General features: G+C 48.3%; 21 protein-coding genes. 10 read left to right on the top strand and 11 right to left on the bottom strand.

Annotated elements, in window-relative coordinates; all coding sequences use genetic code 11:
* Window positions 1–189 precede the first annotated feature (189 nt).
* The 9 genes from frr to J7439_RS02100 form a co-directional block, all read right to left on the bottom strand.
* On the bottom strand, window positions 190–747 hold the full coding sequence (frr, locus tag J7439_RS02140; RefSeq protein ID WP_209200164.1) for a ribosome recycling factor: 558 nt from the start codon (window positions 745–747) through the stop codon (window positions 190–192).
* Window positions 748–749: 2 nt separating this feature from the next.
* Window positions 750–1,481, bottom strand: coding sequence for a UMP kinase (pyrH, locus tag J7439_RS02135; RefSeq protein ID WP_209200162.1), 732 nt, complete (start codon window positions 1,479–1,481; stop codon window positions 750–752).
* Window positions 1,482–1,747: 266 nt separating this feature from the next.
* Window positions 1,748–2,608: a translation elongation factor Ts gene (gene tsf, locus J7439_RS02130; RefSeq protein WP_209200043.1), complete on the bottom strand. Its 861-nt coding sequence runs from the start codon at window positions 2,606–2,608 to the stop codon at window positions 1,748–1,750.
* Between the two features lie 224 nt (window positions 2,609–2,832).
* A complete protein-coding gene (gene rpsB / locus J7439_RS02125; RefSeq protein ID WP_209200042.1) occupies window positions 2,833–3,615 on the bottom strand; it encodes a 30S ribosomal protein S2 in 783 nt (260 codons plus the stop codon).
* Window positions 3,616–3,871: 256 nt separating this feature from the next.
* Window positions 3,872–5,092, bottom strand: a complete 1,221-nt coding sequence (locus J7439_RS02120; protein ID WP_209200041.1) for a glycosyltransferase family protein — start codon at window positions 5,090–5,092, stop codon at window positions 3,872–3,874.
* Between the two features lie 32 nt (window positions 5,093–5,124).
* Window positions 5,125–5,934: an HAD-IIB family hydrolase gene (locus J7439_RS02115; protein WP_209200040.1), complete on the bottom strand. Its 810-nt coding sequence runs from the start codon at window positions 5,932–5,934 to the stop codon at window positions 5,125–5,127.
* A gap of 15 nt (window positions 5,935–5,949) precedes the next feature.
* Window positions 5,950–6,774 carry a UTP--glucose-1-phosphate uridylyltransferase GalU gene (galU, locus tag J7439_RS02110; RefSeq protein ID WP_209200039.1) on the bottom strand — a complete coding sequence of 275 codons (825 nt, stop codon included), beginning with the start codon at window positions 6,772–6,774 and terminating at the stop codon, window positions 5,950–5,952.
* A gap of 223 nt (window positions 6,775–6,997) precedes the next feature.
* Complete coding sequence (locus J7439_RS02105; protein WP_209200038.1) at window positions 6,998–7,765, bottom strand: hypothetical protein; 768 nt, start codon at window positions 7,763–7,765, stop codon at window positions 6,998–7,000.
* A 338-nt stretch (window positions 7,766–8,103) separates the two neighbouring features.
* Entirely contained in the window at window positions 8,104–8,895 is a 792-nt protein-coding gene (locus J7439_RS02100; RefSeq protein WP_209200037.1) for a hypothetical protein, read from the bottom strand.
* Window positions 8,896–9,192: 297 nt separating this feature from the next.
* On the opposite strand from J7439_RS02100, the gene J7439_RS02095 reads away from it, so the two are divergent.
* On the top strand, window positions 9,193–10,908 hold the full coding sequence (locus J7439_RS02095; protein WP_209200036.1) for a sugar phosphorylase: 1,716 nt from the start codon (window positions 9,193–9,195) through the stop codon (window positions 10,906–10,908).
* A 364-nt stretch (window positions 10,909–11,272) separates the two neighbouring features.
* On the opposite strand, the gene J7439_RS02090 is transcribed toward J7439_RS02095, so the two are convergent.
* Window positions 11,273–11,731, bottom strand: coding sequence for a hypothetical protein (locus J7439_RS02090; protein ID WP_209200035.1), 459 nt, complete (start codon window positions 11,729–11,731; stop codon window positions 11,273–11,275).
* 397 nt (window positions 11,732–12,128) lie between these two features.
* Window positions 12,129–12,593: a hypothetical protein gene (locus J7439_RS02085; RefSeq protein WP_209200034.1), complete on the bottom strand. Its 465-nt coding sequence runs from the start codon at window positions 12,591–12,593 to the stop codon at window positions 12,129–12,131.
* A gap of 255 nt (window positions 12,594–12,848) precedes the next feature.
* Between J7439_RS02085 and J7439_RS02080 the strand changes: the two genes are divergently transcribed.
* From J7439_RS02080 to J7439_RS02040, 9 genes are all read left to right on the top strand, one after another.
* Window positions 12,849–14,393, top strand: coding sequence for a hypothetical protein (locus J7439_RS02080; protein WP_209200033.1), 1,545 nt, complete (start codon window positions 12,849–12,851; stop codon window positions 14,391–14,393).
* 196 nt (window positions 14,394–14,589) lie between these two features.
* Window positions 14,590–16,119 (top strand): hypothetical protein, encoded by a 1,530-nt coding sequence (locus J7439_RS02075; RefSeq protein ID WP_209200032.1) that lies wholly within the window; start codon window positions 14,590–14,592, stop codon window positions 16,117–16,119.
* Between the two features lie 148 nt (window positions 16,120–16,267).
* On the top strand, window positions 16,268–17,062 hold the full coding sequence (gene map, locus J7439_RS02070) for a type I methionyl aminopeptidase (protein ID WP_209200031.1): 795 nt from the start codon (window positions 16,268–16,270) through the stop codon (window positions 17,060–17,062).
* 1 nt (window position 17,063) lies between these two features.
* Window positions 17,064–19,775, top strand: a complete 2,712-nt coding sequence (gene glnD / locus J7439_RS02065) for a [protein-PII] uridylyltransferase (protein WP_209200030.1) — start codon at window positions 17,064–17,066, stop codon at window positions 19,773–19,775.
* A 363-nt stretch (window positions 19,776–20,138) separates the two neighbouring features.
* On the top strand, window positions 20,139–21,092 hold the full coding sequence (gene corA, locus J7439_RS02060; protein WP_209200029.1) for a magnesium/cobalt transporter CorA: 954 nt from the start codon (window positions 20,139–20,141) through the stop codon (window positions 21,090–21,092).
* A gap of 81 nt (window positions 21,093–21,173) precedes the next feature.
* Window positions 21,174–21,659 carry an aminoacyl-tRNA deacylase gene (locus J7439_RS02055; RefSeq protein WP_209200028.1) on the top strand — a complete coding sequence of 162 codons (486 nt, stop codon included), beginning with the start codon at window positions 21,174–21,176 and terminating at the stop codon, window positions 21,657–21,659.
* 178 nt (window positions 21,660–21,837) lie between these two features.
* Entirely contained in the window at window positions 21,838–23,169 is a 1,332-nt protein-coding gene (brnQ, locus tag J7439_RS02050; protein ID WP_209200027.1) for a branched-chain amino acid transport system II carrier protein, read from the top strand.
* 600 nt (window positions 23,170–23,769) lie between these two features.
* Window positions 23,770–24,891 (top strand): ATP-dependent zinc protease family protein, encoded by a 1,122-nt coding sequence (locus J7439_RS02045; protein WP_209200026.1) that lies wholly within the window; start codon window positions 23,770–23,772, stop codon window positions 24,889–24,891.
* 240 nt (window positions 24,892–25,131) lie between these two features.
* A complete protein-coding gene (locus J7439_RS02040; RefSeq protein WP_209200025.1) occupies window positions 25,132–26,664 on the top strand; it encodes a UUP1 family membrane protein in 1,533 nt (510 codons plus the stop codon).
* The last annotated feature ends 8 nt before the right edge of the window (window positions 26,665–26,672 follow it).

The raw sequence follows: 26,672 nt of genomic DNA, 5'->3' as shown, positions 1-26,672 counted from the left end.
TTAAGACGATCTGAAAATTGGCAGGTAAAAAAAATGTAACAGTAGAACCTTGCAGGAGCCCGCCGTAAAAAGCAAGCTCCCACAAAGCATCATAAGACAGCTGACGCCTGAAATATTGCAGTCATTACCACCTGGATTCTGCCTGACATACCAGACAAGACAATAACTGCAATTCAGTACAGCCAGCCATTAGATCGCCATTAAATCTTCTTCCTTAACAGAAAGATTTTTATCAACTTCAGCAATAAACTGATCAGTCAGCTTCTGAACATCATCCTGCCCACGACGCTCGTCGTCTTCGCTGATCTCTTTTTCCTTTTCCAGCTCTTTAATATCAGCCAGTGCATCACGGCGAATATTGCGGATAGCAATGCGGGCGTTTTCCGCATCCTGACGCGCCTGACGAATATAGCCCTTGCGGGTCTCTTCGGTCAGCGGTGGCAGAGGAATACGAATAACTTCACCGGCAGTCGAAGGGTTCAGCCCCAGGTCAGACTTCAGAATCGCCTTTTCAACATCAGGCACAATCTGTCTTTCCCAGACACGTACTGCCAGCGTACGACCGTCTTCAACAGAAATGTTAGCCATCTGACTCAGTGGTGTTTCTGAACCGTAGTAAGACACCTTAATGCCATCCAGAAGACTTGGATGGGCACGACCGGTACGAATCTTGTTGAAGGCAACCGTCAACGATTCAATGGTTTTGCCCATACGCTCTTTGGCATCATCTTTAATCTCATTGATCATCATTAACCCCCGTTTACCAGTGTTCCTTCATTACCGCCAACCACAAGATTTAACAGAGCGCCGGATTTGTTCATATTAAACACCCGGACAGGCATCTGCTGGTCGCGCACCAGGCAAATCGCCGTTAAATCCATAACGCCCAGCTTGCGAGCCAGGACATCATCATAGGTCAGCTGATCAAATTTAACCGCATCAGAATGCTTTACCGGATCTTTATCATAGACACCGTCAACCTTGGTGGCCTTGAGAACGATATCAACGCCCACTTCAATGCCTCTCAGACAGGCCGCAGAGTCAGTGGTAAAAAATGGATTTCCGGTACCAGCAGAAAAAATCACCACATCGCCAGAGTTGAGGTACCGCACGGCACGACGATGATCATAATGCTCCACAACACCACTCATGGGAATGGCTGACATCACCCGGGTATTGATATTGGAGCGTTCCAGGGCATCACGCAGGGCAAGGGCATTCATCACGGTTGCCAGCATGCCCATGTGATCACCGGTGACCCGGTCCAGGCCTGCGGCACTCAGCGCAGCGCCACGGAAGAGGTTTCCACCGCCGATAACGATACCAACCTGTACACCGATCCCTACTAACTGACCAATTTCCAGGGCCATTCGATCCAGGACCCTGGGATCAATACCAAACTCACCCTCGCCCTGCAGAGCTTCACCGCTGAGCTTCAGCAGTATACGTTTATATTTCGGTTGACTATCACTTGCCGGCATGTTCAGTTTCCGAGTCTGGTTGGCTAAATTACACACATCCCGCAAATGCGCTGCCATCTGGAGACCAGCCATGAAAGCTGCATTCGATGAACCGTCTGGACGAAAATGATCTGCTCTGATCAATCAGCCAGCGAGTTGATGTGTTCTGACAGTTGACATTCTTGTCCATGAAACTTTCCCATGAAGAAAACCTGAAAATCAACCATCAGCTATGGATAGACATGAAAAGGCCAACCCAATGGGCTGGCCCGGGAGGCTCCTGGTTATTACAGTCCTGCCTGAGCGCGGACTTCAGCAGCGAAGTCCACTTCTTCTTTCTCGATACCTTCACCCACTTCGAAACGTACGAAGCTGGATACAGTAGCGCCAGCTTTCCTGGCCAGTGCACCAACAGTGGTATCAGGATCTTTAACGAAAGGCTGTTCAACCAGGCTGCTTTCTGCCAGGAACTTGCTGATACGACCTTCAATCATCTTCTCGATGATATTGGCTGGCTTGCCAGACTGTTCAGCCTGAGCCTGGAAGATCTCTTTCTCTTTCTCTACCAGTTCAGCCGGCATATCTTCCTTGTTAACCACCTGTGGGTTAACAGCCGCAACGTGCATGGCGATATCACGAGCCAGTTCAGTATCACCACCTTCCAGTTTGGTCAGAACAGCGATACGGTTGTTACCGTGAACGTATGAGCCAATCACGCCGCCTTCAACGATAGCGATACGGCGAACACCGATGTTTTCACCGATCTTCTGAACCAGCGCCTGACGGGCTTCTTCCAGCTCGCCTTCCATCAGCGCGTTAACGTCAGCTTCTTTACGGGCAAAAGCAGCGCCAACCACCTGCTGAACGAAGTTCAGGAAGTTATCATCACGGGCTACGAAGTCAGTTTCACTGTTGACTTCAACCAGTACACCAAAGCTGGCATCGTCAGCCACTTTAACGGCTACAATACCTTCTGCTGCGATACGACCGGCTTTCTTGGCAGCTTTTGCCTGACCGGACTTACGCATTTCTTCGATTGCTACTTCAATGTCACCCTGTGCTTCAACCAGTGCTTTTTTGCACTCCATCATGCCCAGGCCAGTACGCTCACGCAGTTCTTTTACCAGTGCTGCACTAATAGCTGCCATGGTTGATTCCTCGCAAATTGACAGTCTTTTTATGCCACCATCAATAACAGCGGCATAAAAGAATAGTTATCTGTACATCGGAAAAAAAGGGGGCAAAGCCCCCTTACTCTTTTCCAAAATCGGCAAACAGTATCTGTTATTTATGCAGGACAATCCCTAAGTCTGCACTCCAGTCATAAGACCAGCTAAATCAGATACTGCCTGAAGCCGGTTCTTCAAAAGCCTCAGGCTTCTTCAGAACCTTCTGCTTCTTCAGACTTGGGAGCTTCCTCAGCCTTTGGTGCTTCTTCGACTTCTACGAACTCGTCTTCAGCACCGGTGCTCGCACGGGCACGACCTTCCAGAATCACATCAGCAGCAGCCTTCAGGTACAGCTGGATAGCACGGATCGCATCATCGTTACCTGGAATGATGTAGTCCACACCTTCAGGGCTGGAGTTGGTATCCACAATACCAATAACCGGAATACCCAGCTTGTTGGCTTCCTGGATGGCGATGCGCTCATGCTCAACGTCGATAACGAACAGAGCGTCTGGCAGACTGCCCATGTCCTTGATACCGCCCAGGCTGCGGTCCAGTTTTTCCAGATCACGGCTGCGCATCAGCGCTTCTTTCTTGGTCAGTTTTTCAAAAGTACCGTCGTCACGCTGGCTTTCAAGATCACGCAGACGCTTGATGGACTGGCGAATGGTCTTGTAGTTAGTCAGCATACCACCCAACCAGCGGTGATCAACGTAAGGCATGCCACAGCGAGCAGCTTCTTCACGAATGATCTTGCCAGCAGCACGCTTGGTGCCAACAAACATGACCTTGTTCTTGCCTTCAGCCAGCTTACCGATGAACTGCAGAGCGCCATTAAAGGCAGGCAGGGTGTGCTCAAGGTTAATGATATGAATTCGGTTGCGTGCACCAAAGATGAACTTGTTCATCTTCGGGTTCCAGTAACGGGTCTGGTGACCGAAATGCACGCCGGCCTTGAGCATGTCACGCATAGTGACTTGAGTCATGGGAATCTCCTGATTCAGGGTTATGCCTCCAAACACCCCATGTGTTCGACCAGATCATCATCCATTTAAAGGATTGAAAACTGGCACCCGGAACCATGTGTCGGTGAATGTGAGATCTTTTATCAACCTTAAGTTTAATGAAGTCCATGCTGCCAGTCCTGAGACTAACCGCCATGTACCCCATCTTGAAATCGCATCTCGAAATCAAGTGGCGCTTTATACCATACCCGAACAATTTTCGAAACTTTTTCTGCCATCAGCCAAAACGCTGGTTATCCTCTTCCACCGCATCATAAAGTCGCTCCAATATATCCGGAACAGCAGACATAACCCGGTTCCAGCTGGGAATAAAGGGACGCTCCATGGGGTTTTCCAGAAAATGCTGACCAGCTTCCATGATATTCCTGGCAAACAACTCCACAGCCCGCTCTTCACTGTCACGATCCACATGCAAACCATTGATCATGGCGTCATCATAGTAGGATTCAATAAAGTCCAGGGCCACCCGGTAGTAGGTCGCCTTGATGGTCCTGAAGGTCTCGGTATTAAACTGAACACCATTGGTGGCCAGTTTGCGGAAAATCGCCTTGATGATGTCATGACTCATTTTCGACAACCCACGACTGACATCCCCTTCAGACAGCGGCTGATGCTTATGATCATAAATATCCGCAATATCCACCTGACAGAGCCGCTTACTGGAGTAATTGCGCTTAACCTCCGATAACACGCCAATCTCCAGCCCCCAGTCACTGGGAATCCGGATATCGTTAAAGACACTGGTTCTCATGGAGAATTCACCTGCCAGGGGATAACGAAAGCTATCCAGATATTCGAGATACTCCATCGGCCCGAGAATCTTTTTCAGCGCCCGCAAAAGGGGCGTAACCAGCAGACGGCTGACCCGGCCATTTAACTTATTGTTAGCGATTCGCGCATAGTAGCCTTTGCAGAAGTCGTAGCTGAAGGCGGGATTAGCAACCGGATAGAGCAGCCTGGCCAGCAGATCCCGCTGATAGGTCACAATATCGCAGTCATGGAGCGCCACGGCTTCTGACTTTGCCGATGCCAGCACATAGCCGTAGCAATACCAGACATTCCTACCCTTCCCGGGCTCTTTCGGCGCCAGCCCCTTTGCAGCCAGCAGGGCATCAATTGCCTGCAACCTTGGCCCATCCTGCCAGAGAATACGGTGATGCTGATCCAGCCGTCCAAAGAAATCCCTGGCATAGGCAAACTGCTCCTGATCAGCGCGATCAAGGCCAATCACTATTTCAGAGAGATAGCGCACCTGACTCAACTCTTCGACAATATGCCCCAGGGCAGGCCCTTCCAATTCTGAAAACAATGAAGGCAAGACCAGTGACATGGGACGCTGGCGGGAAAATGCCAGCAGGTCACGCTCCATATCGTCGGTTGACCGAACTCTCAGATTGTGAAAATTGGTAATTATGCCATTCTGATAAAAGTCACCCATTCCCTACCCTTTTTCTACTCTTGAAAGTGATTTTATGACTTGCCAAACAAGTCGAGTATGGTCTGATTCCAGCCCTGAGGGCCGACGCTGCGGGTTTTGACAACATTCACCAAATGACTCACATCCGGTGCCTGACCATGCTCCGACCGGATAAGCACCGGATAATCGGCCGCCTCCAGCATCGGCAAGTCGTTTATCCCATCCCCAAGCGCACAGGTTTGCCAGGTCTCTTCCGGAAATTCCTGCTGATACCTTTGCAGTAATGCCTGCAAAGCCAGCCCTTTACTCCCTTTCCCGGAAACATGATAAAAGCGCCCTCCTCTGGTCAGATAAAGCCCTTGCGATTCAAGCAACCTGACAAACTCCCGCAATTCTGCATCACCATCACGCCAGATCACCGGCTCACTGGCCTTTCGGGCAATGGCTTTACCAGCCTCATCGATTGATAACCCGGTAACTTCTGCCACCTGATCCTCGGTCAGATCACCAAAGCCGGTAAACCTGAAACCATGTTGATGCCGGATATTGGATAAAATTCGCCGTATGCTGCGATAAGGCTGACCATGAAAAAAGTGGGTACGCTCACAGGAATCCCGAAAATAATCCGCCGGGATCGTCGTCACCATGCCATTTTCACTGATAAATGGCTGATCAATTCCCATCTGTCGCTGAATAACAAGCACCTCTTCCAGCGTTTTACTGGTGTTAAAAATCACCGGTATTTCACGCTCAACCAGCAATTCCAGGGCAGGTTGAGCGGCTGCCCAGCCATAGTCATGATGATCCAGAAGGGAGCCATCAAGATCGGTAAAAATCAGTATTCTCGGCGCTGTTGCTGCCATCAATAAACCATCCGCTCAGCCAAAACGTTTTTGATAAATGGCATTAGTGGCCTCGACAAAGCCACCCATACTGCCACAGTCAAATCGCCTGCCCTGAAATTTACAGGCAATCACACAACCACTTCTGGCCTGAGACAAAATGGCATCTGTCAGTTGTACCTCACCGTTTTTTCCCGCCTCGGTGTTGGCAATAATGTCAAAGATATCAGGGGTCAGAACGTAACGGCCAATCACCGCAAGATTACTGGGAGCCTCTGAAGGCGCAGGTTTTTCCACCATATCCGTCACCCGGATCAAATGCTCATCCAGGGCCTCCCCGGCAATCACTCCATACTTTTCGGTTTCTGCCGCAGGCACTTCCTGTACCGCAAGAATCGTACACCGGAACTGTTTATAGAGATTGACCAGCTGAGCCATCACCGATGGACCTTTATCGTTGACACAAAGGTCATCCGCCAGAATAACACCGAAGGGCTGATCACCTATCAATGTCTGGCCACAGGCAATGGCATGCCCCAGCCCCAGCATCTGATTCTGCCGGGTATATGAGAAGGTACAGGCAGACATCACATCCCGGATCGACGACAGTTTCTCCTCCTTGCCACTACCGGCAATCTCCGCCTCCAGTTCATAGTTAATATCAAAGTGATCCGGTATCGCCCGCTTATTCCTGCCATTAACAAAACCGAGATCCGTTAATCCTGCTTCCATCGCCTCCTCTACCCCGTATTGTATCAGCGGCTTATCGACAATGGGCAGCATTTCCTTGGGCATGGATTTGGTGGCTGGCAAAAAACGTGTGCCATAACCGGCAACAGGAAAGAGGCATTTTGTAATCATTCAATAACTCCGTTTATCACTTGATCTTGAATGCGTTAATACGATGCAGTTCCCATGCCAATATTACAAGGCACAACTCATGTCAAGAAGGTAAAGAGTGTGAATCAGAGCTTTATTGCTATTTCAGGAGAGGCATTTTGCAATAGCAGGTTCCGGTTTGCTTCTTCCGAAGCTTTCTTAATAGTCGACCCAATCATTGGGCGGAACCTGCTCTTATCTAATCTTAGGGTTTTGGATTAGATTTAATACTTATACCCATTCGCCTTTTGTGGTCAGGGTCAGTAGATGTACAGATTATCAACATACCTTTTTGGAGGTCGTCTTCATTGCGAAAAAAGACGAGCGGATTGTAGCCGGTTATGGCATTTGCCTCTCTCAGGTGTTGTATCACACTTTCATGCCGTAAATTTCCCATGACAACTAACCCAGCTGCAATGAAAAAATCTTCCGCAAGCAGACCGGAATGTTTGCCCCAACCTTGTTGATCGTCATTAGATTCACCCGTTACTTTACTTATCCAGGGATAATGCTGCTTACTAACCAGTTGTTTCACACTTTCGATAACTTCAGCTATTTTACAGATTTTGATATCTACACGATTATCTTTGTCATAGAAATGAGTTAAATCATGGCCTGATTGCTCTGCTTCGTCCCGGCTATTGACCTCCTGAAATTTCAACCGCGGGTATTGATAGATAACCTGATGGATAAATCTTACAAGAAAGTCTTTATTACTTTCGTTCTCTGCCTGTGTAATATAGAGAGGCTTTCCAATGGTAGCGACTCCCAGGTATTTGGATATCAGACGCTCAAACAATGCTTGAACACTCAACTTTTCTTCTATATCACCTTGGTGAAGTTTGATATGACTCAGTTGTTTTGTGACCAGGCTAACCAGGCCTAACCTGCTGGGAACGGCTTGATCATCATCTGGAGGAGGGGATTTATCGTTAGTATCAACATTTGGTGAACCAGTTGGTTTGACGTTCATTTTTTCTTCCTGTTATCGGGGTCGCAATACACAAAAGTTAAGTGCTGCAATTATGGCAATTGCCTTGAGCATATTACAAAAATTGCCAAGCGTGATTATTGACCACTCTGACAAAAAATAGTTCAAAACCTTAAAGTGATATATCGCAAAAAAGTTGGAGATAGCGGGGGATGTCACTATCATCATTCCGTAAAGGCGGGGTGAATAATATGCCAATGTTACATGGCACAACTCATGCTCCTGATATTAAGAATGTGAATCAGAACTCCATAACGCTGCTATTTCAGGAGAGGCATTTTGCAATAGCAGGTTCCGGTCTGCTTCTTCCGAAGCTTTCTTTATAGTCGACCCAATCGTTGGGTGAAACCCGCTCTTATTAATGACTTCTGCTTGATAGATCGAATGAATATACCCATTTCCCTTTTGGGGTCAGGGTCAGTAGATCTACAGATTATCAACATACCTTTCTGGAGGCTGTCTTCATTGCGAAAAAAGAACAGCGGAGAGTAGCTGGTACAGGCATTTGCCTTTTTCAGTCGTTTCATCACCCTCTTATGCGCTAAATCCACCACGTCAACTGATCCGGCTGAAATGAATAAATCACCGTTAAGCAGACCGGAATATTCGCCCCATTTGTGTTGATCTTTTATTAAATGATCGATCCAGGGATATTTGTACATACTGGCCAGTATTTTCACACTTTCGATGACTTCAGATATTTTACAGATTTTGATATCTACACGATTAACTTTGTCATAGAAATGAGTTAAATTATGACTTGATTGCTCTGCTTCATCTCGGCTATTGACCTCCTGAAATTTCAACCGCGGATATTGAGTGATAACCTCTACGATAAATCTTTTAAGAAAGTCTTTATGACTTTCGCCCAGTGCTCGTGTAATACAGAGCGGCTCTTCAATAGTGGCGGCTCCAGGGTATTCGGATATCAGACGCTCAAACAATGCTTTAACACTCTGCTTCTCTGCTTTGCCACCATAGTCAAGTTTAATTTGCCTCAGTTTTTCCATGACCAAACTTACCAGGCCTGACTTACTGCGAACGGCTTGAGCTAGTGGGGCGGATTTAAGGGCAGTATCAAGATGTAATGAACCTGCTGGTGAGACATTCATTTTTTATTCCTGTTATCGGGGTGCACAATACACAAAATTTAAGGGCTGCAATCATGGTAATTAAATGAAGCATATTGCAAAAATTGCCAAGTATGATTTTTGACCATTATTACAAAAAATAGTTCAATGCCTTAAAGTGATATATCGTGAAAAACATTCAGATATTAGGGTATGTTACTATCATATACCCGTAAAGATGGTTGAATAACATGCCAATATTACATGGCACAACTCATGCTCTTGATATTACGAACGTGAATCAGAACTCCATAACGCTGCTATTTCAGGAGAGGCATTTTGCAAAGCTATCCCCCTATCTTTGCGTCATTTCATCAATCGCTATCCAGGCTTCTTCACATCCCTTATGGCGATCAATCGGATGACCTCGCCAGTATCATCGTCCGTCGGGTTGAGCACTATCTGCACAACCATGAACCGAAAAGTTTTGATGCCTGGTCAGAGCAGGATATCTATCTGATCACTTATGGCGACAGCCTCACAGAGCATGGGAAACCACCACTGAAAGTACTCAGTGAATTCCTTGGCAGGCACATCCGGCAGCTGATCTCCACCGTGCATATACTGCCTTATTTTCCCTACAGTTCTGATGATGGATTCTCCATCATTGATTATCTACAGGTTAACCCTGCTCTTGGTGACTGGAATAACGTCAGGGCCATCGCTGAGCGCTATCGGTTAATGACCGACCTGGTTATCAACCACGTATCCCGGGAAAGCCTGTGGTTTGCGGATTTTGTCAGCGGCATCCAGCCTGGGCGGGACTACTTTATTGAGGAAGATCCATCCACAGATCTAACCATGGTCACCCGCCCCAGAAACTCCCCCCTGCTGGTTCCCACCCAGACACGCCGGGGAACCCGCCACGTCTGGGCCACCTTCAGTGAGGACCAGATCGACCTTAACTTCAAAAACCCGGATGTACTGATAAAAATGGTCGATATTGTGCTTTTCTACCTTGCCCGGGGCACCAGCGTAGTGCGTCTTGATGCCATAGCTTTTCTATGGAAGAAGCTCAATACAGCCTGCGTACATCTGCCAGAAACCCACGCCATGGTAAAAGTAATGCGGCTGATTATTGAACAGGTCTGCCCCGGTGCATTACTGATAACTGAAACCAATGTACCTGACCCGGAAAACTTCAGCTATTTCGCCCGGGGCGATGAGGCGCATCTGGTGTACCAGTTTGCACTGCCGCCACTGATACTTCATGCACTAAACCGGGGCACAGAAAAATACCTGGCGCACTGGGCAAGGGCATTACCGGAATACCCTGAGGGTTGCACAACACTGAATTTCACCGCCTCCCATGATGGCATTGGGCTGCGACCGCTTGAAGGGCTCGTTCCCGACAGTGAAGTCGCTGAACTGGTGGACAGCATGCACCGTTTTGGCGGGTTCGTCAGCATGCGCACACTACAGGATCAAAGCGAAAAACCTTATGAGATCAATATCTCTCTATTTGACGCCATGAAAGGCACACGCCGTGGTGAGGATCACTGGCAGGCACAACGCTTTCTCTGCTCGCAGATCATTATGCTCGGCATGAAAGGTATTCCGGCCATCTATATTCATAGCCTGCTGGCGACTGGGAACGATATTGTCGGCGTTGAACGATCTGGCCGCACCCGATCCATCAATCGCCGTAAATGGGATATTGAAGAGCTGCGCACAGAACTGGAAAACCCAGTCTCAATGCAGAGCATGGTCTTTAAAACCCTGAAAACCATTATTGGAATTCGCCGAAAAGAACGCTGTTTTCACCCGGACTGCCCTCAGCAAATCATTGATATCGCACCGGGCATACTGGCCTTTTCCAGGACTGAGCCCAAAACGGGCAGAAGCCTGGTTGCCATTCATAATCTGACGGCAACTTATATGGACATAAATGCAAAAAAATACCAAGGTTGTCTTGACCTGCTTAGCGACAAGACCTTTACCTCAGAACATTTAAAGCCCTATCAAACTCTATGGCTGGTTTCAGGCACCCGGTGATCTCATGGATCGTTCGGCACGGTGAGTGCGTTATCTGGTCATCCCGCCCGGCACGCCCGCGCACATCAGTTTCCTGGTAATGCAGCAGATGGCTCAACTTCAGTAGAGGCTAAAGCCCCTGATAAACCAGTAGTTAATAAGCTAGCCCGGATATTTCATAAACTGCCCCGAATCTCGCACCCGACCACATGGATGTGGGAGTTAGTGCGACGCAGGATGCTAAAGCCGAGGACTTTGTCGCTCTAAGGGATTTTGTGAGGGAGCGCCGTACCGGGGAGTACGGTCGACTGAGCAAAACTCCCTTAGAGCGGCAAAGGACAAGCGAGATCGGGAGCACGTTTATGAAATATCCGGGCTAAGGATATCAGACTCTACTTGCCCTATCAGTGGAGTCCAGATCAGAAATTTTAACCCGGGTGTTGAAGACCTCTGATTGACTCGATGCCACACTGATTGATCTGCTTGCCAGAGAGTTTTGCTGTATTGTGCGGCGGCGTTCATCGAGTAAGAAAATAATACTCCCTGCTAAAAAGCCTATGGTGGCCCCCATAATTGGCTGCGGAGTATCATCCGTGTACGTTGGTATAACCCCATCCCGTTTCCAAAGATAATTAATCAGTGACTCACCACCTATCCCCAGGGCTACACCAGCGGAGATAATGGTTAGCCCCCGCCAGACAGTTTTTGCCTTGTCTGTTCGGTACCAGGGAGTAGCAGTCTGGCGTTCATTGCCAGAACCACTTGCATCGTTTGCTCCCTCTGATGTGCCAGAAATATCAATTTGTGCACTGCCAGTGCCGGTAATATGGGTTACGGGGTTCATAATGAACTCTCAAAAATTAGAAATTTATAGTATTAAAAAGATTTTTTTTATTATTGATCACACATTTTGACTTTGGATAATTGAAAAAGTTCACTAATGAACTTAAGGGAGCGGTAAAATCGTACTAACTGAACGTCAATAGCATCACTGCCTGCAGAAAAGCTGGTACGGATATTTCATAAACTGCCCCGAATCTCGCGAAGGACTTTGTCGCTCTGAGGGACTTTGTGAGGGAGTGAAGTACCGGGGAGTACGGTCGACTGAACAAAACTCCCTTAGAGCGGCAAAGGACAAGCGAGAGCGGGAGCACGTTTATGAAATATCCGGGTTAACCCCAATTGAGGTAAAGCCCCTGATAAACCGGCGCAGTAATTAACGAGCTACAGCCGGCGGACCATCACTGTTTACTTCCAGACTCAACGGGACGCTGATCACCAGAGATTTCATCCTTGGCGGTGATGACATTTGGCTGACCTGGTACCACGTTGATCGATCTGTTCTCAATACAAGTATGAATTGTAATATACGCCTCAGTTAAACAGGCCTGAAAAACCCCTTGAGCAAAGCCCAGGACTGATCCTCCCAAGAATGGCTGCGATATATTGAACGGGTACAATGGCAAATGCCCATCCCGTTCATCTGCGAAGTAACTACTCAGTGCCTCACCGCATGCATACATTGCTGTATTCACGGAAACAATGAACAGTCCACGCCAGAGGGGCTTTGTCGCTATGGTTCTGATAAAGGCTGTAGCAAGGCTTTCATTGCCAGAGCCACTTACATCGAATTTACCCTCTGGACTGGCAGGAATAACAGTTTGAAGGTCACGTGTAAAAGAATGACCGGGTACAGCATTGTTCATAATGAACTCTCCAAAAATTATAAGTTTTAAATATTAAAAAAGATCAATCTAATATTGATTGAACTTTTGGACTTTGGGCAATTGAATAAGTTCATCAATCATCATGAGAAAGCAATTAAACCGTACCATCTAAATTTGGACAACACCTGAATAGCTCTTTAACAAAAAAGATCACAACCAAAAAAACGGAACTATATTCTTTCACCATGGTCAATATACCAGTTGAATAATTTTTAACTTTTCAGAGCTTTTAAAATGAACAGAGCTACTGGCAGCATAATATGCTGCGCAATATGTTTTGCTTTTACGTCTTTCGACACTGTTTCGGCAAGCAGTTCCTCACGGAGTGACCCGACCCGGTTTGAGCAATACCATGGGCAACAGGTATCTCCCGGTCACTATTACGAACAGACTCCAGGATCTGACGCTGATGCAGTATTCCCACCGGTTATCAGTGTCACTCCGGAAAACAGTGACGAATTGACTATCAACCTTGCCAACAAAACAGAAATCGAGAAGCAGTACATACAGGCCTTTTATTTGAGAGGTGAGCGTGATGGTGACATCCTGCTGAAAACCATTAACGATCTTGGCCGCAGCCTGAGAGACTTAACCACCGTTGCCTCAGAGCTCCAGAAAATTTCTGACGAGAGCATCCTTCAACCAATACCCGTCAGGGAATTTCTTGACCATGTGAGAACCTTCACACAGGAATCAAACCTGTTCCTTCAAGACGTTAATAACCTGGAACATTTCCCCACCCTAAGGCCAGACATAACTGCCGATCCCGACAGTGAGGTTGATATGCTCCCGCTGGTTCATCAATACCAGTCAACCTTGCGCAGGCTTGATACCCAAATGAGCGAACTTCATTTCAATATCGTCCTGCCCAATGGCGTCCTTCATCAGCAGCTCGGCATCAGTAGCGACCAGCTCAAGTCGATGTCACTGTATACTGCAGAACAGATCGCTGATATGAAACGTAATGCCTTGCAGCTACGGGCCATGCGAACCCAGGATAAGCGAGTCATTGATGAAGGGATCAACCGTTTTACCAAAGATGCCATTGAAACCTTTATAGATACCTTCGGTACGTCAGAGAGATACAGAACCATTTCCGACCGGGAAGGCAGCAAAAGAGCCAAAGAGATGTTGATCGATGCATTCTGGGCAAGATCTTACATTCGTGCCACCTATGGTATTCAAATTGGTTGCATCCCGGTTGAATATGACAAGCGTATTTTCAATCTGGATTACTACCTGAATGATATGACCGTTGGTGCTGCACCCATTTATGATCAGAATAAGCTCATGCGTTACGCCAATCTCGCTCATGAAGCAATGTTAACCATTGAAAATTCCGCCAGCAAAAAGTGGTTATCTGTCAGTTCATGGGTTACCTGGTTGGGCGGTAAATCCAATGAGATGGACACCAAATATTTCATTATCGCCCTGATTAAAAAAGATATTGATGAAGAACTGGCCATCAGCCGCTCAGGCGGCCTCAGAAAGGTTCGTGACGGATATCGTCAGCACTACCTCAGTTCAGACATGGCAAAAGCCCTCTACCAGGCAAAAGCAAAGCAGGTTTTCAGCTCATCAGAAGATGACGATGATATTGAGAGCGACGTCATGATGGTTGAGGCTGGCACACTCAAAGGAGCTGTTGCCATGTGCATCAACGCCCTGGAAAACCAGGAAAACCGTCTCGATGAAGCCAGAAAGCTGCAAAGCGTGGTTGATATGCTGACCAGGGACAACGTCTTTGCTGATCGCAGAAAAAGACGACAGCTCTTTTAAAAACATCAATACAAAGCAATGAGTATCTGTGACGGGATACTCATTTTCACAATAAATTCATTAAACGTTTTTGCAGGTTGATGTGATGGCTATCAAAAAGCAACTTTTGTATGTGGCTTTGCTGCTCATACTTTTATTTTCAAAGCCATACACCTCTTTTGCCGTGCCTTTTCTTATTAACAACCATTGCTTGCAAGTGTCTGCTCCGAGGATAACAGCAAGCCAGTCATGTCCCGGACACGTTATCCCTGCCCATCAAACCCGCAACCTCCACTCTGAAGAGTTAAGATGTTCTGCCAACCACCATACCCATGTTCGCTTACCGGAAACCTTTGACGAAGAAGCATGGCAGGACTTGAAAAACATCAGCCGCCACGAGGCGGCAGATATTTTGCGGCAACAGCCGTCACCAGCCTGGACAGGTGTTATTAACTATCGTACATACCTTCACTGGAATTGGCAGGAGTGCCAGCTGGTCACCGATGCACAGCACTGTGGCTCCTACCATGTATGTGAAAAGATATTCCTGCCCACCTCGGACGGTGGCATGAAACAAGTCGAACATTGCCATTGGAAGCCAAAAACCTGTTACGCCGATATCACCATGCACGAAAGCCGGTACTGTCAGGATGGTGAGGGAAAAATGGTCTTTGACGTGGAGTTTCTGAAAAAAGATAAAGCCCGCTGGAGCCCCGACTCCCCCGGCTTTATTGACCGTCTTGCCAATGGCTATGACCTGCTACCGGGTGAAGAGGAAGTGGTCACTGTCAGCAATCTGAAAAACACCGTGCGAACCTCACAATCTGCCAGATTAGCGCCAACCCTGTTTATTGAAGATCCTAAAAACGAGTACATCTTCAACGAGTATATCCACAACCCGCAACCTGATAGCCTTTCCTGTCGCTTCAAGGGAGAAGACGAAGTCAGCTTTACCGTAACCACACGAAAAAGAATTGCTTCAGGCTCTCCCAACGCTTTTTCGCTTCCCAAAACTTTTGACAACGAGAATATTGACCCACTGGTATGGCAGTCTGCCCCTGGCCTTGATGGCTCAAGGCAAGAAAAAGGCTATCCATTTATCATGAGAGCCCAGGACTTCTCTGCCGCAGCACTCAACGAGGTATCAGAAGATGTCACTGAAAAGCTGAAAAATATCATCGTCAGAGTTCAACTCTACGAACCATCCATATTTGGCAACAGACTGAAGTCCACTATCTATATCGATGAAGCAAAAGGTATTCAGCAAACATTGAACGCCATCTCCAGCGACCAGAAAATTCGACGCTCCACGCTTTGGGAGTTCAAACTGAAAAATGGTGATAACCCTGACAAAAATATTTACCGGAGTTATGTGCCCACACTGTTCTATTACCCCGGAAAAATTTTCCTGTCCAACGAGGCCCTCAGTTACGACGACCAGCTGGCTCCGAACACAATATACACACTGAAGTTAACGGTTTATCAGAAAAACCTGCCTTTCTACAATCAGTCCTGCGAATCCGATCCTGACGCCTGGGATTGCCAGTGGTATACCTTGTGGGGCCTCTTCAGTTCCAAGCGCTATGAAGATAATTATTTTTCAAAGAAAAGCCTTGATGTCAGGTTCAGATCAAACCCCAAGGTAGACCAGAGAACCTGGCTATCTTCCTTCTGGCACTTTGTCAGATATGCTCAAATTGCAGTACCGTTAGGGGCAGTGGCTTTATCGGCATCTTACCTGCTATAGGTGCCTGCCGGACTTAAACGCAGAAGTCACCCCTCGTTTTGAGCAACACCTGACGGATATAATATTGTTAATACTTCGCTTGGGGATTCTGGTAAGATAACACGAATTATCATTTGACTTTCGCATCTTTAAGCGGCCTGACCTGACAATGAATGTAACCATCAAAACCCCTGAAGAAATTGAAAAGATGCGCATCGCTGGCCGTCTGGCCGCTGAAGTGCTGGAAATGATCGAACCCCATGTGCAGCCCGGCGTCTCAACCGGCGAACTGGATAGCCTCTGCCATGATTATATTGTCAATGTGCAGAAGGCAATCCCTGCCCCATTACATTACGGCGCAGCCCCGGGCAGACCCGGCTTCCCCAAGTCCACCTGCATTTCCATCAACCAGGTCGTTTGTCACGGCATTCCCAGTGATAAAAAATTTCTGAAAAGCGGTGACGTTGTTAATATCGATATCACTGTGATCAAAGATGGCTACCATGGCGATACCAGCAAAATGTTCCTGGTTGGTGATGTTCAACCATTTAACCAGAGGCTGGTACAGGTGACCCAGGAGTGTCTCTACCTGGGTATTGAGCAAGTGAAACCAGGTAACCGTCTAAGCGATATCGGTCGTGTAATTGCCAGACATGCCCACGGCAATCATTTCTCGGTTGTTGAAGAGTACTGCGGCCACGGCATTGGCAGAGTGTTCCATGAAGACCCACAGGTCATCCATTATGAAGGTTATAACGATAGAAATGACTGTGTCCTGCAAGAGGGCATGACATTTACTATCGAACCAATGATCAATGCTGGCAAGAAAGGGACCAAACTGCTGGGCGATGGCTGGACAGCGGTAACCAGAGACCGGCGCCCTTCTGCCCAGTGGGAACACACCATTGCTGTAACCGCTACAGGCTATGAAGTGCTCACCAAACGAAAAGAAGAAAACTTCTAAAATGAGCAATCCGTTTCAGAAAATCCCAACCTCTGTTCAGGACCATCTTTTCAACAAGAGTCAGTTCCGGGCGGACCTAACGATTTCCAAAACCCCGATACCGGCCTATAAGAAATGCCTGAAGGAAGCCACATCCAAAATGGATCAATGGTTTCTGGATGGTATGGATATAGAGCAACTGGTATTTGCCAGGGCATGGTTGATGGATCAGATTCTGCGGCTGGCCTGGGAACATCTGAACTGGAGTGACAGCTGCCCCATCACCCTACTGGCCGTTGGCGGTTACGGCAGAGGGGAGCTGCACCCCGGATCCGACATTGACATTCTGATACTGCTGGAAAAAGACCATTACCATGAGCACCAGGATGCGATCGAACATTTCCTGACTTTACTCTGGGATATCGGATTAAAAGTCGGCTCCAGTGTCCGCTCCCTTGATGAGTGTGCCAGCCAGGCCGCTGACGATCTGACCATCATCACCAACCTGATAGAGTCCAGGGTTATATCCGGTCCGGCATTTCTGCACGAACACCTGCTGGACCTGATTGACACTGAACATATGTGGCCCAGTCAACGGTATCTTCAGGCGAAATTCGATGAACAACGTAAACGACACCGTAAATATAATGATACCGAATACGATCTGGAGCCAAATATCAAGGGTTCACCGGGCGGTCTTCGGGATCTGCATATGCTTGGATGGGTGGCCCGTCGCCACTACGGGACTCATGATCCCGCTGAGCTTCTGGAGCTTGGATTCCTGAGCAATGTTGAATATCAGCAGCTGCAGAGGTGCCGGGCATTTCTCTGGAAAATCCGCTGGGCACTTCACTCCCTGACCGGACGGGGAGAAGATCGCCTGTTGTTTGACCACCAGCGAACACTGGCCAGCCAGTTTGGTTATCACGACCACACAGGCGCTTTGGCGGTAGAGCAGTTTATGCAGAGCTACTTTCGCACGGTCATGATTGTCAGCCAGCTAAAAGACCTGCTGTTGCAACATTTTGACGACGATATTCTCAGCGCTGGCATCGTTCATAAAGTTCATGCCATTAATGAACGCTTCCAGGTATGCAATAACTACATTGAAACCGTCCACGATAGAGTCTTTGCCGAACACCCGCCCGCGATTCTGGAGATGTTTGTGCTGCTCACCCGGGATCAGACAATCCAGGGCCCCACCGCTGAAACCATACGACTGCTGAGAGATTACCGCCACCTGGTAGACGGTACTTTTCGCAAAGACCCAAGATGCACAAGGCTGTTTCTGGAACTCATGCGTGCCCCCTATGCTTTAACAGCGTCGTTAAAAAGGCTGGCCCGCTACGGCATACTGGGTCGCTACCTTCCGGAGTTTGGTCGAATCATAGGGCAGATGCAGTATGATCTTTTCCACACACTCACAGTGGATGCCCATACCCTGTTATTAATAAAGTACCTGAGAAGTTTTTCCTATCAAAAGAGCCATCAGCAGTTTCCTATTGCCTCAAGAATCATCCATCGAATACCCAAACCGGAATTACTTTATCTGGCAGGCCTTTACCATGATATCGGTAAAGGCCGTGGAGGCGATCACTCCCAGCTCGGTGCCGAGGATGCACAGCAATTCTGTCGTGTTCATGGCCTGAATAAGGAAGATACTGCGCTGATTGTCTGGCTGGTGCAGGAACACCTGACCATGTCCGTCACCGCTCAGAAAAAAGATCTGTCCGACCCGAAAGTGATTCAGGACTTCGCCCGACGTGTCGGTACCCGGGAACGACTGAAATACCTTTACCTCCTGACAGTAGCGGATATTAATGCCACCAACCCCGGGCTTTGGAATGGCTGGAGAGCCTCTCTGTTGCAACAGCTTTTCTCGCAAACCCACCAGCTTTTGAAACGGGGCGTCGATAATCTGCCGGAAATGAATGAGCAGATCGCCAACACCAAACAACGGGCAATGGCTCTGTTAATCGAAAAAGGCTTGAAAGAGGAAGACATATCCTATCTCTGGGATCAGTTTAATGATGAGTATTTTCTCCGTCACCAAAGTGATGAAATCAGCTGGCAGACCGAAGGTATTCTCCAGCATGACTCAGAAAAGCCGATGATCGTGATTCCGGAAATTGCCGATGGTTATGAGCACCAGGGGTCAAGCGTGTTTGTCTATACCCATGACCAGTCCAATCTGTTTGCTGCCACGGTAGCGGCGTTTCATCAGCTGGGACTGGCCATTCAGGATGCCCGTATCATTACCTCCAGAAGTAACTACAGTCTTGATACCTATACCGTGCTTGAAGAAGATGGCTCTGCCATCGGGCCCAATGCCGAACGGATACTGGACATCAAAACGCACCTGCTGAATACCCTGTCTGCACCAGACACATTCCCGGACCTTATTCGCCGTCGAACACCACGGCAACTGCGCTATTTTAACCGGGAGCCTGCGGTGCTGATCAGCAACCAGATTGAACCCAGGCAAACAGTGCTGGATATTACCGCAACAGACCGCCCCGGACTGCTTGCCCTGATCGGCAAAACCTTCGCCAGACTGAATCTGCAGGTACACGGTGCCAAAATTGCTACCTTTGGGGAAAAGGTCGAAGACAGTTTTATCATAGCTGACCGTAACGGTGAGGCCATTCAGGATGCTGCGAGCTGCAACGAGATATGCATTGCATTAATCCGTGTACTGCGTGAAGCTTCAAGCCATGATGCCATTACACCTTGATACCTGAGTTTCATGGTGCATGGCGGTTGGGGCACGATTCGGCTCGCGATCCGACCTGTATTGAGACCGTTTTGCGGGTGTAGCGCCCCCCGTAATCAGAGCGTTCAGCCCCGTCACTTTCCTTATACTACCATGCCAGGTTATTAGCACCTGACACATTCCCACTATCCTAATAGAAGTCAATTATCGTACAATCCCTCTCCTTTTTTTGTTACCAAACGGTGCAACCCTCTGAAATCTGAAATGACAATATCCTCCGTTGTTTTTTTTAAATATTCAGGGTCTGGTCGTTCAGATAGTTTAGTGGCTGGCACTATGACTTTGAGTCGGCCAATCTATTTCGTTATCAATAAGGCAGTAACTATGATCTTTGCCTATAGTGCTCAGGATAACCAATTTTCCATTGACCGGGTGACGCCAGATTTCCCGTCGGGCAAGGGCACTATATGGCTGGAAGCAACAGAGCCGGACAGTGCTGAGCACCAATGGTTAACAACCCACTTCCCGGGCTGTCTGCCCGAAGAAGAAGATCTGGGAGAGATTGAAATTTCCTCCCGCTACTTTGAAACCGAAAGCGGCATTCATATTCGCTCCCTGTTTCCCCACAGGTCCGGCCACGAGCTGAGAAATATTAACGTCGCATTCAACCTCAGACCCGATAAACTGATCACCCTTCAGGATGAGCCCACCGGTTTATTCAGGCTTATGCGCAAACACCTTAAAACCCAGCATATCAAGGCAACAACGCCTCTGGAGGTGATCATTGCCCTGTTTGATGCCAAGGTTGAATACCTTGCTGATACTCTGGAAGAAGTTTACGAGGATCTGGAAGAAGTCAGCAAGAACACGCTGTCAGAGCAGTATAAAGATGTTGATGAGCAGCTGCGCACCATCACACTTCAGGAGGACCTGAATGGCAAAGTCCGGTTGAATCTGCTGGATACCCAGCGCTCACTTCGTTACCTGATGCGCGCATGCAGCCACATGCTCAATGATGAACAGAAAGACAATATCAGGGATATGCTTCGGGATATTGAATCCCTGACACCACACACCGGCTTCCTGTTCGAGAAAATCAACTTTCTGATGGAGTCCACCATGGGCTACATCAATCTTGAGCAGAACAACATAATCAAGATTTTCTCAGTGGCCGCCGTTATGTTCCTCCCGCCGACACTGATTGCCAGTATTTACGGGATGAATTTCAAAATCATGCCAGAGCTCTCGATTGAGTTCGGCTATCCAATTGCACTCGGACTTATGTTGTTGAGCGCGTTAGCCACCTTTCTGTTTTTTAAACGTAAAGGCTGGTTATAATACTGATAGCCCCTGAAATACAACAATCAGCGGCTATACTCTTTTCACCTCAAGCCAAAATTTACTGGGGTGATTTCTATCATGAGCATTGCCAACACAGTTTACGATTACCTTGCCAGGCAGCATATTCCCTATCAAACCATCCGACATCAACCCAGCAAAAGTTCAGTGCAGAGCGCCATCGCCGCCCGGATTCCATTGCACCAGCTGGCCAAGGCAGTGGTCCTGAAAGATAGTCTTGATCACTACCTGATGGCCATTTTACCAGCAGCCAACCGGGTCAATATTCACCAGGTGAGCCAAATCACCAACTCAAAACTGCAGTTCGCCACAGAACACGAACTTAACTCCAGGTTCAAAGACTGCGAACCCGGAGCTATTCCCCCCTTTGGCGAGCCCTACAATATGCCAGTGCTCTGGGACAACCGGCTGTGCCAGAGCCCGGATGTTTTCCTGGAAGCCGGTGATCATGAAACCCTGATCTGCCTGTTGCAGGAAAGCTTGCAACAAATCAGCAATGATCAGCCCCATGATGACCTTTGTTCAGCACCACCGGGAAATCATTAAATGATTGACGTAGCGCTTTTTCGGACTCTTCGATTGCCCTGCTACCACTTTCACAGATAGCGTCCATACTGATAGCAGGCAGCTGGTTATCTGTCATCAGAAAGGCTATTTAATTAATGTAAAAAAGGAGCAGATCCCGGTAAAACTTCAATAATCGGGGATTCTGGAAGCTGAAAACATGAAACAAAAACTGAGTTTACAGAATATTGTCGGTATGGGGTTTATGGTATTTGCCATGTTTCTCGGGGCAGGAAACCTGATTTTTCCACCCATGGTGGGGCAACTTGCCGGGCAGGATATGTGGTATGCCGCTGCGGGTTTCCTACTTACCGGCGTAGGCCTGCCACTACTGGGCATTGTTGCCATCGCCAGAGTGGGTGGCGGATTCAACGAAATCAGTGGCGAAATGCCCAGAGCCCTAATCATCGCCCTTGGTTCCTGCATTTACCTGATTATTGGCCCATTGTATGCCGTTCCAAGGACCGCCCTGGTCTCTTTTGAAGTGGGAATCACACCATTTTTGGCCGAGCCCGACAAACCCAGCCAGCTGATATTCAGCCTGATCTTTTTCAGTATCTCCTGGTACCTGTCTATCCGGCCCGGAAAACTGCTGGAGTCGGTAGGCGAACTGATTACTCCGGCGTTAATTGCCCTGCTGGTCATTCTCGGTCTCTCACCAATTTTTTCACCTCTCGGCGTTCCCGGGCAAGCCATGGATACTTATACCGAATCACCGGTTATCAAGGGATTCCTTGAGGGTTATATGACCATGGATGCCCTCGCGGCACTTATGTTCGGCATTGTCATCATCACCAATCTTAAATCCCATGGTATTGAAGATAAGTCCAGCCTGTTTCATTACAGTATCATTACCGGCATCATCGCAGCGGCCGGACTTGCCCTGGTTTACCTCTCTCTATTCTACCTGGGAGCCACCAGCCGGGAGGTCGCCCCCGATCCGGACAACGGCGGGCAAATCCTGACCATTTATGCCGAGACATTGTTCGGAACCACCGGGATAGCACTGCTCGCGGCTGTAGTCACATTGGCCTGCCTGACCACGGCCATTGGCTGTATCACCGCCGCCAGTGAGTACTTTGATGAAATGTTCGAAAGGGTCAGCTATCGAACCATCGTCACCATCATAAGCATAATCTGTGTCTTTTTTGCCAATATGGAGTTAAACGAGATTATTGATCTTTTTATTCCAGTACTGCTGATTCTCTATCCAATCTCCATAACATTGATTTTCCTTGGGCTTATTCGCGACTGGCTACCCAGACCCGTCCTGACTTACCGGGCCACACTGGCGGTCATTTTCATCTTCAGCATCATTGATGCTCTGCGCATAAAAGAGTTTGCAGCGCTACAGCCTGTTTTACAGCCTTTTAGCATGATTCCCGGCTATGAAGTACATATGGTCTGGCTACTTCCGTCTCTGGCTGTATTAATCATTACCGTTCTGATTGGCTTGCTCACCAAACCTGCATCGAACTGTCAAACGCCATAATAAATAGTCAAAACTCTCAGGGTAGACATTAAGCTTTACCCCTACATGTTCAATGGGTTTCGGGTGAAACCACGAAGGTCACGAAGAGCACAAATGCCCATGACTGAAAATATTTTGCGCCACCCTCAGGGATGAAAAATGGTTACGCAAAATATTTTTCACGGGCAAAGAAGAGCTTTTCTTTTCCTTCGTGCTCTTCGTGTCCTTCGTGGTTCCATCTTTAACGTCCTATCCGGGCAGGCTTATATACCGCTACAGACATACCCGTCTCAAATGCAAACAGATCCTTAATAACAAAAGTTATTTTTCAACACCCCCTGTTTCTACTACAAGCCCCTCTGGACATAAACATTCGGCTCCTGACACATCTCAGAATTTAACAATTGGCAAGCGAAGGCAGATCAAGTAAGCTTCCCAGCTTTTAGTTGCCAATACTTCAGCCACTATCACCGGACTCCTTTAGGCTCTACGGTTTTGTTGATGACAGGCAACCGCCATGGCTGCACGCATAAAATGCGAGAGCCTTAAATAGTCCCCAAAAAACGTAGTGCTTGTCACATGTTTCGCAACTTGGCTCTGCCTGCTTTATTTGTTTTAACCATGATTTTAACCGGATGCCAGACAGCTTTTTATAAAGAGCGTCCTGCCAAGGACGATTCTCGTATTACCCAACCCATTCCGGTTCCGGAAACGTCGGAACACCCCATGGTGCCAGCAAGGCCCGAGGCACAAACAAAGCCTCCTGCCGATACCCATACGATTACCATTCGTGAGCAGACCATCCAGACACCGGCTCATCAGGATGGCCTGCTCGTTCTTGGCATCAACGAAACCGCTACCCTGCCAAACCTGAACCTCAAAATGGAGGCAAAGCTGGATACCGGCGCAGAAAACAGTTCCGTGGATGCCAGAGAGATTCAGTTTTTTGAGCGTGATGGCAAAAAGTGGGTCAGGTTTGAGCTCCATCGTACGTCCAAAGGGACTGAGCTGATGGAGTTACCGCTGAAAAGTGTCACCCGGATCAAACGTCCGGGGCTCCCATCGGTGGAGCGCCCGATTGTCATGATGACCATAACCATCGGTGACATTACCCAGTCTGTGCCTGTTTCACTGACTGATCGCAGCAACTATGAGTCACCGCTGCTGATCGGGCGCAGCTTTATGCAGGATCTGGCTGTTATTGACGTCAATCAGAAGCATATTGCCTCTAAAACGGTGATCAGCTCCAATAACCGTAAAGCCCTGGTTCCCGTTACCCAGAAATCCTACACCAGGGCTATCATCAAACCGGTCAGCATTAAAGGCCTGGTCACCGTGGGCGCTGTTGAACATATGACGCTGCCTGATGCCGATACGGTCCTCAAAGCCCGAATTGATACCGGTGCCCTGACCTCATCCATAGATGCACGGGATATTGAGTTTTTCGAAAAAGATGACAAAGACTGGGTTCGCTTCCGGTTGGCAAACTCCACAGGTGATCTTATATCCATGCAGGAGCCGGTCACCCGGTTTGTTCGGATCAAACGTCATGGAAAAGAGCCTGAACGACGCCCGGTGATCACGTTGAACGCCAGCATTGGTGACATCCTTGTGCCGACACAATTCACTTTGCGCAGCCGTGAAAACTATGAATTCCCGGCATTGATCGGTGCCCGTTTCCTTGAGAAACGAGCGCTTGTGGATGTATCCAGAGAATACACATCGGATACCAAACAGCCCTGAGCAGGTGTTGCAAAAGCGATAAAAGCGTTGAACCACAAAGACACCAAGGCACAAAGGAAGCCTTTTTTGTTTGCTGAGTCCAAAAAAACTCTGTGTCTTTGTGCCTTTGTGGTTCCCTTCTTTATTAAGGCCGTTGGCAACATCACCCTGAGCGGCAAAAAGCCATTAGCAGGTTCAGTAGAAAATAAGGCTCTTCCTATCAACTGAACCCGAGACAGACAGTTAAAAGCGAGGAAAAGAATGAAAGGTCGTTTTCAGCTTGGCCTTATGATTGCCGGACTGATTGTCGCCGGCCTTGGATTAACCCTGTACAAACACTTCGCACTGGGTTTTCCGCTATTGGGCAAGGATGTCTCTACTGTCTGGAGTATTGAAGCCTGGGTGAGCTTCAAAGCCCGGGGACAGGCTGCCCAGGCAAGCCTGACCCTTCCGGATCAGCAGCCCGATGTAAGAATTCTCGATGAATCCTTTGCCTCACCCGGCTATGGCATTAACCAGACCAACGATGGCGGTCAGCGCCGTGTAGCCTGGAGTATCCGCAAAGCGGATGGTCGCCAGGATCTGTTTTATAAGGTTAAGATCCGTCTGGAGCCCGGCATCAACCCCAGCGTGAATGACCAGCCCGAACCGTTCATTGCGCCGGTGCTGCCCGAGCCCTATCAAACCGCGGCCAAAAGCCTGTTAAAACAGGTGACTGAACACTCAGCAGACACGGTCAGTTTTGCCGGCACCATGATCAGCCAGTTTAATGCCAAAGAACCCGGCCAGAACACCAATATGCTGCTCGGTATGGTGGAAGAAGGGGTCAAGCTTCCGGACTTGCTGGTCAATCTACTCCATATTGGTAATATCCCCGCTCGCATTGTCCGGGGCCTGCACCTGGAAGATGGCCGACGCAGACAACCCATTATCGACATGATAGAGGTGTATGATGGCACCGAATGGCAGCTCTTTGATCCCAAAACCGGTAAAGCAGGCAACCCGGACGCCTTCTTTCTCTGGCAGCGCGGGGCCAAATCACTGCTGGATGTTATGGGCGGGGTTAACTCTGACGTCAGGTTCTCTATTATTTCCCAGAATGCCCCGACCCGGGAGCTGGCACTTACTCAGGCAAACCAGGATGGTGCTGCCTTAATAGACTTTTCCATCTACTCCCTGCCATTGGAAGTCCAGAATGCCTTTAAGATCATTCTGTTGATACCGATCGGGGTATTGGTTGTGCTATTTATGCGCATCATCGTTGGTCTGCGCACCTCCGGTACCTTTATGCCGGTGCTGATTTCCATGGCTTTCCTGCAAACTCAATTAATACCCGGGCTGGTGATTTTCATCTCCCTGGTATCCATTGGTTTATGGATACGATCTTTCCTTAGTCAGCAAAACATGCTGCTAGTGGCAAGGCTGGGGGCTGTCATCATTGTTGTCATTCTGATCATGGCCGCCATGAGTATCTTCAGCTGGAAGCTGGGCATCACCCAGGCACTGACGGTCACGTTCTTCCCGATGATCATTCTGGCATGGACCATTGAACGGATGTCCATCCTCTGGGAAGAAGAAGGCCCCGGTGATGTCGTGAAAGAAGGCGGCGGCAGTCTTCTGGTAGCCACCCTGAGTTATCTGTTAATGTCCAATCCCGTTGTTGAACAGCTCACCTTCAACTTCCCTGAACTGATGCTCACCTTATTGGGCATTGTTCTGCTGCTTGGTCAGTACACTGGCTATCGACTGCTTGAACTCAAGCGGTTCTACCCACTGGTTCATTCGGATAAGTAGAGGTCGGT

Source organism: Salinisphaera sp. G21_0, assembly GCF_017744115.1.
Classification (GTDB): Bacteria; Pseudomonadota; Gammaproteobacteria; order Pseudomonadales; family Endozoicomonadaceae; genus Endozoicomonas.
The sequence above is the reverse complement of the archived record's forward strand: the minus strand, read 5'-3'. Positions and strand labels throughout refer to the sequence as shown.